Below are 12,022 nucleotides of genomic sequence, written 5' to 3'. Positions count from 1 at the left end.
CAAAGGGGGCTCATGACCGATCTGGCGAACGACGAGGTCGAGGCGAAGCCGATCAGCGGCGTCACCCGCGCCGGAGTCTATGTGGCGCTGCTGCAATTGCTGTTCACGCTGCTGTGGACCACCTATGTGATCTATCTGCCCACACTCGCCGCCGAGGTCGGGATCGCCCCGGGCATGGTCATTCTGATCCTGATGCTGGACCAGGCGATCTTCACCATCACCGACACCGCGATGGGGATCGCCGCCGACCGAGTGTCGGCGCTGGTCGGACGGCTCGGCATCTTCGTCGCGGTCGCCACCGCGCTGTCCTGCGCGGCGTTCGCCGCCATGCCGCTTGTGGCCGGGCAGGGGCCCGGCGCGCAAGCCGCATTGATTGCGCTGATCGTGGTGTGGGCCATGACCTCGTCGGTGCTGCGCGCGCCGCCGCTGACGCTGTTCGGCAAATACGGCGCGCGGCCGTCGCTGCCGTTCCTCTCGGCGCTGACCATGCTCGGCTACGGCCTCGCCGGCGCGGTGTCGCCCTATCTCGGCGTGGTGCTGCGAGGCGTCGATCCGCTGCTGCCGTTCGCGATCTCCAGCGCGGTGCTGGTGCTCACCACGCTGGTGCTGATCAAGGTCGAACGTGACCTCGCCGGACAGCGCCCGTCGGCTCCGCCGCGCGCGGTGGCCAAGCCGCTCGGCAAAGCGCCGGCGCTGTTCGTGGCGGCGATGCTGATCCTCGCGCTCGGCTATCAGTTTCACTTCAGCATCAACAGCGCCAACCTGTTTTCGCGCTTCGCCGCACCGGAGGATCTGCAATGGCTGATGCCGGTGTTCTGGATCGGCTTCAACCTCGCGCTGTTTCCGGCCAGCGTGGTGGTCAAGCATCGCGGCGGACTGATCGTGATGGGCGTCGCCGGTCTCTTCGGCGCGGGCGCGGTCGGCATCGCCGAATTGGCCGGCTCGCTCACCGTGCTGATCGCCGCGCAATTCGTCGCCGGCGCGGCGTGGGGCTGCATGCTGATGAGCGCGGTGTCGGCGGCGCTGGCGATCGGCCGCACCGGCGCCGAGGGCAAGCTTGCGGGCCTGGTGTTCTCGGCGCTGGCGCTGGCGACCTTCGCGCGGATGGCGGCTGTCGCCGGCGGGATGCGGAAGCTGCCGGACTACGCGCCGCTGCTGCAATGGGCGCCGGTGGCGTGCTGGTCGGTCGCCGGCGCCGGCCTGGTGCTGCTGGCGGCGTCGCGGCTCCGCAGTGCGGAGTAGCGTCCGAACGAGCGCGCCGACGCGAGGCCATCCACAGACTCCGACCTCATCCTGAGGAGCCCGGCGCAGCCGGGCGTCTCGAAGGATGAGATGACGCGCACGGCCTGTGGCGCATGGTTCGAGACGGCGCTGCGCGCCTCCTCACCATGAGGTCGTGGCTGTGGCGACGGTCGTCGCGCTAACCCTTCGGCCTCTTGTCGAACACCCGCCGAGCCTTGCCGAGCGACCGTTCCAGCGTGTCGGGCGGCACCACCTTGATCGTCGTGGAGATGCCGATGGTGTTCTTGATGTAATTGGCCACGCGTTCGGCGTGCGGCACCAGGCCGGCGCCGTCCCAGCTCTCGGAACGGGCTTCGGCCAGCACCGTCATCTCGTCCATCCGGCCCTCGCGGGTCAGCTCGATGATGAAGTGTCCGCCGCACCAGTCGGTGGCGAGCAGCACTTCCTCGATCTGGGTCGGAAACACGTTGACGCCGCGCAGGATGATCATGTCGTCGGAGCGGCCGGTGATCTTCTCCATCCGCCGCATCCCCGGCCGCGCGGTGCCGGGCAACAGCCGCGTCAGATCGCGGGTGCGATAGCGGACGACGGGGAAGGCTTCCTTGGTCAGCGAGGTGAACACCAGTTCGCCCTTCTCGCCGTCCGGCAGCACCTCGCCGGTCTCCGGATCGATCACTTCCGGATAGAAATGATCCTCCCAGATGTGCAGCCCGTCCTTGGTCTCGACGCATTCCTGCGCGACGCCGGGGCCGATCACTTCCGACAGGCCGTAGATGTCGGTGGCGTCCATGTCGAACGCCTGCTCGATCTCGGCGCGCATCGCGTTGGTCCACGGCTCGGCGCCGAACACGCCGTATTTCAGCGACGACGCCCGCGGGTCGAGGCCCTGGCGCTTGAACTCGTCGAGGATCGCCAGCATGTAACTCGGCGTCACCGTGATGATATCGGGGCGGAAGTCGTTGATCAGCTGAACCTGCCGTTCGGTCATGCCGCCGGACACCGGGACCACGGTGCAGCCGAGCTTCTCGCCGCCGTAATGCGCCCCTAGCCCGCCGGTGAACAGGCCGTAGCCGTAGGAATTATGGATGATCATGCCGCGCCGCGCGCCGGCGGCGCGCAGCGAGCGCGCCATCACGGTGGCCCAAATGTCGATGTCGCCCGCCGTGTAGCCGACCACGATCGGTTTGCCGGTGGTGCCGGACGAGGCGTGTACCCGCACCAGGTTCTCGCGCGGCACCGCGAACATCTTGAACGGGTAGTTGTCGCGCAGGTCGGTCTTCACCGTGAACGGAAACTTCGACAGATCGGAGAGCTGGCGGAAATCCGACGGATGCACGCCCTTGCGGTCGAATGCGGTCTTGTAATGCGCGACGTTGTCGTAGGCGTGTTGCAGCGACCAGGCGAGCCGCCTGGTCTGCAGCGCTATAATCTCGTCGCGCGAGGCGCGCTCGGCGTCGTCGAGTTCGGGATTGTAAGTGCCGGGCTTGATCTGGTGCACGGTCGCGGCCATCGCCGTCTCCTCCCTCAACGTTGCTCTGGTTGTTGCGGCGGCACCAGCGCGCCGCCGATCGCGCGCGAATGGCCGCGGAACTCGGCGATCACCACCGATCCCGAGGTGACGCGGACATCGTAGATGCCGCTGCGGCCGGAGCGCGAGACTTCGCGCGCACTCGCCACCAGCCGGGCGCCGAGCTTGCCGGGGCGGATGAAGCTGATCGCGCCCTGCGCCGCGACGGTCGTGTCGTTGTAGGAGTTGCAGGCATAGGCGAAGGCGCTGTCCGCCAGCGTGAAGATGAAGCCGCCATGGGCGATGCCGTGGCCGTTGACCATCTCGGTGGTCACCGTCATCGCCAGCGTCGCGAAGCCGGCGCCGATCTCGACGATCTCCATGCCGAGCCCCTTGCTGGCATGGTCGTTGGCCCACATCGCATCGGCGCAGGCCCGCGCCAGCTCGTCCGCGGACAATTCGTCCTGTACGGTCACGATGCTCTCCCGGTGAAGTTCGGCGCGCGCTTGGCGATGAAGGCGTCGACGCCCTCGGCGTAGTCCGGTGTGCGGCCGGCCTGGCGTTGCAGATCGCGTTCGAGATCGAGCTGGGCGTCGAGCGTGTTGGTCGCCGCCGCCGCGAGTGCCTGCTTGATCAGCGCCAGCCCCTGCGTCGGCTGAGTGGCGAGATGCGCGGTAAGCTTTTCGGCTTCGCCGCGGAGCTGATCGTCGTCGACCGCGCGCCAGATCAGGCCCCAATCCGCCGCGGTTTCGGCGCCGATCGGTTCGGCCAGCATCGCCAGCGCTTTGGCGCGGGCATCGCCGATCAGCCGCGGCAGAAACCAGGTGCCGCCGGAATCCGGCACCAGGCCAATTTTGGCAAACGACTGGATGAACTTCGCCGAGCGCGCCGCCAGCACGATGTCGCAAGCCAGCGCGATGTTGGCGCCGGCGCCGGCCGCGGTGCCGTTCACCGCGCACACTACCGGCTTGTCCAGCGCACGGATGCGCCGCACCAGCGGATTGTAGAACTCCTCGATGGTGACGCCGAGATCGGGCGCAGCGCCGTCCGTCACCGCGACGTCGGCGAGATCCTGGCCGGCGCAGAAGCCGCGCCCGGCGCCGGTCAGCAGCACCGCGCGGCAGGCGGGCTCGCGCGCCGCGTCGAGCGCATCGGCCAGCGCACGGTGCATCGCGGCGTTGAACGAATTCAGCCGGTCCGGCCGGTTCAGCGTGATCACGCGCCACGCCCCCCGATCGTCGATCAGGATCTCGTCCACGTTTCTCTCCCTCACCGTATCGGGCTTTTGAAAAGCCTCTTGAATTGAACGATCGGTCAGTCAATTATTAGCCCAAGCCAACATCGTGTCAACGGCCGGCGTGGACGTCAAACCGCGCCGCGAACCGCGGACCGCCATCGGGAGGACGCCATGACCATCACCTTGCAAAGCCTCGTCTGCGATCGCTGGGTGGCGCCGGAGGGCGGTCTGGTCGAGATCGCAAGCGCGATCGACGGCCGCCCGGTGGCGCGCGCCTCCAGCGCGGGCCTGGATTTCAGGGCGATGGTCGATCACGCCCGCACGGTCGGCGGGCCGAACCTGCGCAAACTGTCGTTTCATCAGCGCGCCGATATGCTGAAAGCGCTCGGCGCTTACCTGACCGAGCGCAAGGAGCAGCTCTACTCGCTCGCCACTGAGGCCGGCGCCAACCGCCGCGACAACGCCATCGATATCGACGGCGGTCTGGTGACGCTGGCGGCGTTCGCCTCGCGTGGCCGCCGCGAACTGCCGGATACGCCGTTCATCTCCGAGGGCGAGGTCGAGTCCTTATCGAAGCGCGGCAGCTTCGTCGGCCAGCACATCCTCGTGCCGCGCCGCGGCGTCGCGGTGCATATCAACGCCTTCAACTTCCCGTGCTGGGGCCTCTTGGAAAAGCTGGCGCCGGCGCTGCTCGCCGGGGTGCCGGTGATCGCCAAGCCGGCGACCGCGACCGCCTATGTGGCCGAAGCGCTGGTGAAACTGATCGACGAGTCCAAGCTGCTGCCGCAAGGCGCGCTGCAACTGATCTGCGGCAGCATCGGCGATCTGCTCGATCACCTCAATGGTCAGGACGTGATCGCCTTCACCGGCTCGCTGGAAACCTCCGAGAAGCTGCAGGCGCATCCGAACGTCGCCCGCCACGCCATCCGCTTCATCGCCGAACGCGACTCGCTGAACGCCGCGATCCTCGGGGCGGACGTGACGCCGGACGCGCCGGAGTTCGATCTGTTCGTCCGTGAGATCGTGCGCGAGATGACCGCCAAGGCCGGGCAGAAATGCACCGCGATCCGTCGCGTCCTGGTGCCGCGCGCGCTGGAGGCCGCAGTGATCGACGCGTTGAAGGCGAAGCTCGCCGAGGTGAAACTCGGCGATCCGCGCACCGACGACAAGGCGATGGGGCCGCTGGTCAGCCGCGCCCAGCGCGAGGCGGTGCGCGCCGCGATCGCGACGCTGCAGAGCGAGGCCGAGATCGTGTTCGGCGATCCCAACGCTTGCGCCGGCGACGGGATCGATGTCGAGGCCGGCGCTTACTTCGCGCCGGTTCTGCTACGCGCGCGTGAGCCGATGCAGGCGAGGCTCGTCCACGCCACCGAGGCGTTCGGACCGGTCGCCACCGTGCTGGCCTATGACGATGTCGATCAGGCGATCGAGCTGGTGGCGCGCGGCGAGGGCAGCCTGGTGGCGTCGCTGTTTACTTATGACGACGCGGTCGCCGAGCAAATGATCCTTGGTGTGGCGCCGTTCCACGGCCGGCTCTTGATCGTCGATCGCGACGACGCGGCGGAATCCACCGGCCACGGCACGCCGCTGCCGGCGCTGCTGCATGGCGGGCCCGGAAGGGCGGGCGGCGGCGAGGAGCTCGGCGGCTTGCGCAGCGTGCATCACTACCTACAGCGCACCGCGATCCAGGCGTCGCCGCGCCGGCTGGCGGCGCTCACCGGCACCTGGAGCCGCGGCGCGCCGGCGCCGGCCGCCGAGGTACATCCGTTCAAGCTCAACTTCAACCAGCTCGAAATCGGCCAGAGCATCGAGACTGCGAGCCGGCCGATCACGCTGGACGATATCGAGCACTTCGCGCATTTCACCGGCGACACCTTCTATGCCCACATGGACGAAGCCGCCGCCAAGGCCAATCCGTTCTTTCCCGGTCGCGTCGCCCACGGCTATCTGATCCTGGCCTTCGCCGCCGGCCTGTTCGTCGATCCGGCGCCGGGCCCGCTGCTCGCCAATTACGGCCTCGACAATCTGCGCTTCCTGAAGCCAGTGTCGCCCGACGATACGATCAAGGTGAAGCTGACGGTGAAGCAGAAATCGCCGGCGCGGCGCCCGGAATATGGCGAGGTGCGCTGGGACGTCGAGGTCGTCAACCAGAACGGCGAACCGGTGGCACGCTACGATCTCTTGACGATGAGCGCGCGGCCGGCGGCGTAGCATCGCCGCACTGGATCTAGGCAGACGCAGGCCCGCTTATTATACCGGTTTCAAAACAGGAACTTTGCGGCGGCGGCGGTGGTTGAGGTGTCGCCAGTCGCCACGATCGAACGACGATTGGTAGCACGGCGGCTTTGCTATTCTCTGCCGCCGCGGTGGCAGGCCTCGGATAGATAGCTCAATCCGAAGGGAAGGCGCGAGGTTCGATCACCACCGGAGAACCCTGCCCATGCTGGACAAGGTGAACAGCGCCGATCTCGCGTTGCTGAGTACCCAGGCTCTCAAGGCCCGGCTGCTGCAACTGGTGGAAGGGCAGGACGACAAGCGGTTGAGCGAAAAGCTCGCCCTGCTGGACGCCACGCTCATGCCCTATGTCGACGAGCTGACCCGGCGCAATCCGCATCCACGCGCCGAGGATCAGGTCGCGGCGGTGATCGGGGTTTGGACGCCGCTGTGGTCGACCATCCCGTTTCACCATGCGCTGCCCGGCCGGATTCCCGCACAGTCCTACCAGATCTTCCGGGACCGGGGCTTCTACGCCAACGTCGCGCATCATGCGCCGGGGCATCAGAACGCGCTGCTGAACAAGCTCACGCCGCTCGGCCTCGCCTGCAACCTGATGCTGGTGCAGCGCTTCGAGGTGGCGGACGGGCGCTGGCTGATCGAGAACATCGGCATTGAGCTGGCGCGCGGCCGCCGCGACAAGGGCCTCAGCATCGACGACGCCGAGGCGTGGTTCGACGCGGTGCTCGAACACAAACTCGATCACGCCGACGCCCCGAACGCCACCCTGGCCGCTCCCGACCTCAGCGGCCTCGACGCGGCGTCAGCGAAGCGGCTGGCGAAGTCGTTTCAGGCCAAGCCGATGATGCAGAACATCTACCTCGACGACGATCTGCGCCTGATCCGAAGCCAGCGCGAAGCCGCGCAACGGCCGTCCTACACCATCGGAGTCCGGCTGCGCTGAAGCGTCGGCCGCCTCGTCGCGCGACCCAGCGATTATCGTTCCGAACCAGCAGGTTCGCTGCGTTGTCCGTTACGATTTCGCTCCTTTATGCGGAGGCACGAGCGCCAGCTCGCGAACCCTATAGGGACCTTGCTGCGGAGTGATTATCACTTCCTCTTAGGCTTATGGCTTGCGATATACGTGACCGTGCACTCTCCGACGATCAGCAGTACGACTGCGCAGAAAGTAAGAGCGTCATGAAGGGGAGGAGGGCAGCGCAGAGCGGAGCGCTCGCTCCAGCCATAACCGTCATCGTCCGGCTTGTCCGGGCGACCCAGTATCCCAGAGCGCTCGTTGCTCCGTGCGAAATTTGCGCCACCGCACTCTGGAATACTGGGTCGCCCGCATGCGCGGGGGACGACGACGGAAGATGGGATGACGACGAAGAGGCGTGCGGCGCTGATCCGAGGCACCGCCGCGCGCAGCTACTCCGCCGCCACGGCGCGCGGCCGCGTCGTCGCCAGCTTCAGCACGTCGCGATAGGACGGCGCCACGGTGACGCGGTCGATCAAGCCCTTTTGCTGCAGCAGCCGGTGCGCTTCCGGCAGGTTGTAGCAGGGCAGATACATGAACAGATGATGTTCGGCGTGGTAGTTGACCCAGTACGGCGCGATCAGCGCCCGCTCCAGCGGATTGGCCAGCGTGGTGCGGGCCTGGCTGAACGGATCAAGGCCGGTCGAGGTGCAGGCGTGTTCGGCGATGTTGCGCACCCGCGTCACCAGCGGCAGCCAGGTCGCCATCGCCACCAGCCAGACGCCGACGAACCAGACGCCGGCGCCGGCCAGCCAGAACAGCGCCAGCAGCACGGCGTTGGCGGCGAGGAAGCGCTGGGTGCGCGCCTTGCCGCTGGCGACGAAGCTGTCGTGCTTCGGTGCGCCGCTGTCCGCCGGCGCGAACAACGCCTTCAGCGCCGGCAGCCGCTGCTTGAGGAAGGTTTGTCCGGTGAGGTCGCGGATCGCCTTGCGGACAAAACTGTCCTTGCTGATCGGAAACGGCGCCGACAGCACCAGATCCGGATCCTCCGGCTGCTGGGTGAATTTGTGATGCTGCAGATGATAGCGCCGATACGCCGGCAGATCGGCGCCGACCGGCACCGCGCACAGCCATTGCCCGATCGCCTCGTTGAGCTTCGGATTGCGGTGCAGCCCGCCATGCGCCGCCTCGTGCATCAGGATGGCGAGGCCGAGCTGCCTGGTGCCGACGATCATCACCGCGAGCAGCCAGGTCAGCGGGTTCGGCCAGATCGTCACCAGCGCGACGGCGAGAGCGATCGTTCCCCATGCATGAGCCACCAGCCACAGGCCGCGGGCCGAGCTGCGATGCGTCAGCCGCGCCCATTCGTCGGCCGTGAAGATGGTCTTCGGGTCGATCCGCGCCACTGCCGGCATCGCCGCCTCCCTGATTTGTTTTTAGCAGTGTCGGGGAAGCGGCCGGCAGCGTCAATCGGCGCTGCGCGTGATGATGCTGACTTCCGAGGTGAGGGTGCGGTGCACCGGACATTTGTCGGCGATCTCGATCAGCTTGGCGCGCTGCTCGTCGGACAGGTCACCCTCGATGCCGATCACCCGCTCGATGCGGTCGAGCAGGCCGATCTTGGTTTCGCACTCGGCGCAATCCTCGGCGTGGATCTTGGCATGGCTCAGCGTCACCGTGACGCGATCGAGCGGCAGCGCCTTGCGTTCGGCATAGAGCCGCATCGTCATCGAGGTGCAGGCGCCGAGCGCGGACAGCAAGAGATCGTAAGGCCCGGGACCGCTGTCGCGGCCGCCGACGCTGGCCGGCTCGTCGGCCACCAGCCGATGCGGGCCGACGTTGATCTGCTGCTGGAATTTGCCGTCGCCGGTCTCCTGCACGGTGACGAGGCGCGGCACTTCGGGTGCGCCCGCGGTCGGGGCCGGCGGCTCGGCATCGATGTAGCGCTGCGCCCACGCCGCGATCACGCCGGCCGCGTAGTTCGCGTCGCGCCGATCGCTCAGCAGATGGTCGGCATGATCGAGCGAGACGAAGCTCTTCGGGTGCTTGGCGGCGAGGAAGATCTTGGTGGCGTTGTCGATGCCGACAGTGTCGTCGGTCGGCGCGTGCAGGATCAGCAGCGCTTTGTGCAGCTTGGCGATCCCGGCCATCAGATTGTGTTCGGCGATATCGTCGAGAAACTCGCGCCGAATCGTAAACGGCCGGCCGGCGAGCGAAACATCGACGCTGCCCTCGTGGCGGATCGTGTCGACTTGGTCGGCGAACAGTCCGGTGACGTGCGACGGATCGGACGGCGCCGCGATGGTGGCGATCGCCTTCGCTTCGGGGATTTGTGCTGCAGCCGCCAGCACGGCGGCGCCGCCGAGGCTGTGGCCGATCAGCAGCGACGGCGCCCGATGCGTCGCGCGCAGATGATCGGCTGCCAGAACCAGATCGGCGACGTTGGACGAGAACGTCGCATTGGCGAATTCGCCTTCGCTGGCGCCCAGCCCGGTGAAGTCGAACCGCAGCACCGCGATGCCGCGCGCCGCCAGCGCCGCCGAGATCCGCCGCGCCGCCAGGTTGTCCTTGCTGCAGGTGAAGCAATGCGCGAACAGCGCATAGGCGAGCGGCTGCGCATCCGGCAGATCGAGCGCCGCCGCGAGCTGATGCCCGCCGCTGCCTGGGAATTGGAAACGTTCGGTGGGCATAGTGCATGCTCCTGATGTTCCGTCGTCATTGCGAGCGAAGCGAAGCAATCCACTTCAGTGCACGAGGCTGGATTGCTTCGCTTCGCTCGCAATGACGGGTGGATTCTCTTTGCTACAGATCGTCATTCCGGGGCGCGCGGAGCGCGAACCCGGAATCCAGAAGTTCAGAGCACCTCGAGATTCCGGGTTCGCGCCTGTCGGCGCGCCCCGGAATGACCGGCGCGGCGTCAATCACCGGAATAGCGCTGCTCGGCCCATGGATCGCCACGATTGTGATAGCCGCGAACCTCCCAATAGCCGGGCGCGTCGCCGTCGCGGAATTCGATGGCCTGCAGCCACTTCGCGCTCTTCCAGAAATACAGATGCGGCACGACGAGGCGCACCGGACCGCCGTGCTCCTGATCGAGCGGCGCGCCGGACCAGCTGTGCGCGAGCAGCGCATCCGCGGCGGCGAAGTCTTCGATCGCGAGATTCGTCGTGTAGCCGTCATAGCTGTGCAGCACGACGTAGCGGGCATGATCGGTCGGCTGGCAGGCGTCGAGCAGCGTTCGCGTCGCGAGCCCGCGCCAGCGATTGTCGTAGCGCGACCAGGTGGTCACGCAGTGGATATCGGAGACGATGTCGGCCTGCGGCTGCGCCATGAACTGCGCCCAATCCCAAAACACCGGCTGCGCCACCGAGCCGTAGACGTCGAGCCGCCATCGGTCGCGGCCGATCTGCGGCGTCAGGCCGAGATCGAGCACCGGCCAGTCTTTCACCAGATGCTGGCCCGGCGGCAGCCGCTGCTCATCCGGCCGGACGTGCCGGCCGGTGAGGAATTTGCCTTCTGCCGCCCAGCGCTGCTTGCTGCGGGTGAGTTTGGACTCCGGCGGCAGTTCGGCATCGTCGGACATCGGCGACCTTTCGGGCGTGGCTCAGCTCGGCTTGTCGAATAGTAGCGGCAGGCTGCGCGGGCCACGGACTGTGCCCTCCGACCACCGCACTTTTTGTGACGGGTCGAGCCTAAACGAAGCGATCCGCTTCAGCCACTCCTCGATCGCAACCGTCATCTCCATCCGCGCCAGGTTGGAACCGACGCAGCGATGGATGCCGAGACCGAACGCGACGTGCGGATTCTCCTTGCGGTCGATCTTCACTTTGTCGGCGTCGGGAAACACCGATGGATCGCGGTTGGCGGCGGGGAACGACAGCAGCACCATGTTGCCCGGCTTCACCGGGCAGCCGGCGATCGCGGTCTCCTTCATCACCTCGCGCGCCATCGTCACCGGCGAATAGGCGCGCAGGAATTCCTCGATCGCGGTCGGCATCAGCTCCGGCTCGGCGATCAGCCGCTCACGGTCGGCCGGATGCGTGGCGAGGTGCCACAGCGCCGCGCCGATCGCGCTCCAGGTGGTATCGATGCCGGCGATCAGCAGCAGCCGCAGCGAGCCGAGCACATGCGCGTCCGACAGCGGCTGGCCGTTGTCGTCGCGGGCGTTCATCAGCGTGGTGATCAGATCGTCGGTCGGTTTCTGCTTGCGGTGCGCGATGTGGCCGGCGAAGTAGGTGCTCATCTCGAACACCGCCTTCATCAGGATGGCATCGTCGTTGATACCGAGTTCGAGGATTTCGTGAATCCAGCGGATGAAGATGTCGCTGTCGTCTTCCGGAATGCCGAGCATGTGGCAGATCGTCTTGACCGGAATGTGCTTGGTATAGGCGGTCGCGGCGTCGCAGCCGTCGTCCTCGATGAAGGCGTCGATCAGCTCGTTACAGATCGCGCGCACCCGCGGCTCCAGCTTGGCGACCGCATCCGGCGTGAACGGCGGCAACAGCAGGCGCTTGGCCGGCTTGTGCTCGGGCGGATCGGAGGTGATCGGCGGCGCCGGCGGCGGCGATGCCGAGCGGACGTTGCGGACGATGATCCGCCGCGACGAGAAGTGCTCGGTGTCGTAGGAAATCTCCTTCACCGCCGCGAAGGTGGTCGGCATGTAGCAGCCGAGAAAGCGCTCGGTATGGATCAGCGGGCTGGCCGCGCGCAGCTCGTCCCAGATCGGATACGGATTCTCGGTCCAACGCGGATCGGTGTGGTCGAAGTCGTTGACCCAGTCGGTGACGGGTGCTCGGTCGCTCATGTCTGGCGTTTCCTCTGCGAGAAGTCGTTGCGGTCTTGGCGC

At 67.1% G+C, this 12,022-nt stretch carries 10 protein-coding genes; 3 read left to right on the top strand and 7 right to left on the bottom strand.

Annotated features, from left to right (window positions below):
- The first annotated feature begins 12 nt into the window (after positions 1–12).
- The gene (locus tag DNX69_RS03060) at positions 13–1,242 is read left to right on the top strand and encodes an MFS transporter (RefSeq protein WP_110784542.1); all 1,230 of its coding nucleotides are present in this window, start codon (positions 13–15) and stop codon (positions 1,240–1,242) included.
- 178 nt (positions 1,243–1,420) lie between these two features.
- Here DNX69_RS03060 and paaK read toward each other — a convergent pair whose 3' ends face one another.
- From paaK to paaG, 3 genes are read right to left on the bottom strand one after another with little or no spacing between them, the layout of a single operon-like run.
- The gene (gene paaK / locus DNX69_RS03055) at positions 1,421–2,752 is read right to left on the bottom strand and encodes a phenylacetate--CoA ligase PaaK (RefSeq protein WP_110784541.1); all 1,332 of its coding nucleotides are present in this window, start codon (positions 2,750–2,752) and stop codon (positions 1,421–1,423) included.
- Positions 2,753–2,766: 14 nt separating this feature from the next.
- A complete protein-coding gene (gene paaI / locus DNX69_RS03050) occupies positions 2,767–3,168 on the bottom strand; it encodes a hydroxyphenylacetyl-CoA thioesterase PaaI (protein WP_425327289.1) in 402 nt (133 codons plus the stop codon).
- 53 nt (positions 3,169–3,221) lie between these two features.
- Positions 3,222–4,007 (bottom strand): 2-(1,2-epoxy-1,2-dihydrophenyl)acetyl-CoA isomerase PaaG, encoded by a 786-nt coding sequence (gene paaG / locus DNX69_RS03045; protein ID WP_110784539.1) that lies wholly within the window; start codon positions 4,005–4,007, stop codon positions 3,222–3,224.
- A gap of 150 nt (positions 4,008–4,157) precedes the next feature.
- Between paaG and paaZ the strand changes: the two genes are divergently transcribed.
- Entirely contained in the window at positions 4,158–6,197 is a 2,040-nt protein-coding gene (gene paaZ, locus DNX69_RS03040; protein WP_110784538.1) for a phenylacetic acid degradation bifunctional protein PaaZ, read from the top strand.
- Between the two features lie 229 nt (positions 6,198–6,426).
- On the top strand, positions 6,427–7,164 hold the full coding sequence (locus DNX69_RS03035; RefSeq protein ID WP_110784537.1) for a hypothetical protein: 738 nt from the start codon (positions 6,427–6,429) through the stop codon (positions 7,162–7,164).
- Positions 7,165–7,628: 464 nt separating this feature from the next.
- Here DNX69_RS03035 and DNX69_RS03030 read toward each other — a convergent pair whose 3' ends face one another.
- The 4 genes from DNX69_RS03030 to DNX69_RS03015 all read right to left on the bottom strand — a co-directional run bounded on the left by DNX69_RS03030 (position 7,629) and on the right by DNX69_RS03015 (position 11,980).
- Positions 7,629–8,591, bottom strand: a complete 963-nt coding sequence (locus tag DNX69_RS03030; RefSeq protein ID WP_110784536.1) for a fatty acid desaturase family protein — start codon at positions 8,589–8,591, stop codon at positions 7,629–7,631.
- A gap of 51 nt (positions 8,592–8,642) precedes the next feature.
- Positions 8,643–9,866 carry a bifunctional alpha/beta hydrolase/OsmC family protein gene (locus tag DNX69_RS03025; protein WP_110784535.1) on the bottom strand — a complete coding sequence of 408 codons (1,224 nt, stop codon included), beginning with the start codon at positions 9,864–9,866 and terminating at the stop codon, positions 8,643–8,645.
- 227 nt (positions 9,867–10,093) lie between these two features.
- Positions 10,094–10,759 carry a sulfite oxidase-like oxidoreductase gene (locus DNX69_RS03020; protein WP_110784534.1) on the bottom strand — a complete coding sequence of 222 codons (666 nt, stop codon included), beginning with the start codon at positions 10,757–10,759 and terminating at the stop codon, positions 10,094–10,096.
- Between the two features lie 21 nt (positions 10,760–10,780).
- On the bottom strand, positions 10,781–11,980 hold the full coding sequence (locus tag DNX69_RS03015; protein ID WP_110784533.1) for a cytochrome P450: 1,200 nt from the start codon (positions 11,978–11,980) through the stop codon (positions 10,781–10,783).
- Positions 11,981–12,022 lie beyond the last annotated feature (42 nt).

Origin of the sequence: Rhodopseudomonas palustris (assembly GCF_003226555.1) — a bacterium.
GTDB lineage: Bacteria > Pseudomonadota > Alphaproteobacteria > Rhizobiales > Xanthobacteraceae > Rhodopseudomonas > Rhodopseudomonas palustris_I.
This window is presented reverse-complemented; position numbering and strand designations above follow the sequence as displayed.

What these genes read in the sequence shown, in the direction of transcription:
- DNX69_RS03030 (WP_110784536.1), bottom strand. Translation starts at nt 8,591, where the DNA reads ATGCCGGCAGTGGCGCGGATCGACCCGAAGACCATCTTCACGGCCGAC.
- DNX69_RS03060 (WP_110784542.1), top strand. Translation starts at nt 13, where the DNA reads ATGACCGATCTGGCGAACGACGAGGTCGAGGCGAAGCCGATCAGCGGC.
- paaI (WP_425327289.1), bottom strand. Translation starts at nt 3,168, where the DNA reads ATGTGGGCCAACGACCATGCCAGCAAGGGGCTCGGCATGGAGATCGTC.
- paaZ (WP_110784538.1), top strand. Translation starts at nt 4,158, where the DNA reads ATGACCATCACCTTGCAAAGCCTCGTCTGCGATCGCTGGGTGGCGCCG.
- DNX69_RS03015 (WP_110784533.1), bottom strand. Translation starts at nt 11,980, where the DNA reads ATGAGCGACCGAGCACCCGTCACCGACTGGGTCAACGACTTCGACCAC.
- DNX69_RS03020 (WP_110784534.1), bottom strand. Translation starts at nt 10,759, where the DNA reads ATGTCCGACGATGCCGAACTGCCGCCGGAGTCCAAACTCACCCGCAGC.
- paaK (WP_110784541.1), bottom strand. Translation starts at nt 2,752, where the DNA reads ATGGCCGCGACCGTGCACCAGATCAAGCCCGGCACTTACAATCCCGAA.
- DNX69_RS03035 (WP_110784537.1), top strand. Translation starts at nt 6,427, where the DNA reads ATGCTGGACAAGGTGAACAGCGCCGATCTCGCGTTGCTGAGTACCCAG.
- DNX69_RS03025 (WP_110784535.1), bottom strand. Translation starts at nt 9,866, where the DNA reads ATGCCCACCGAACGTTTCCAATTCCCAGGCAGCGGCGGGCATCAGCTC.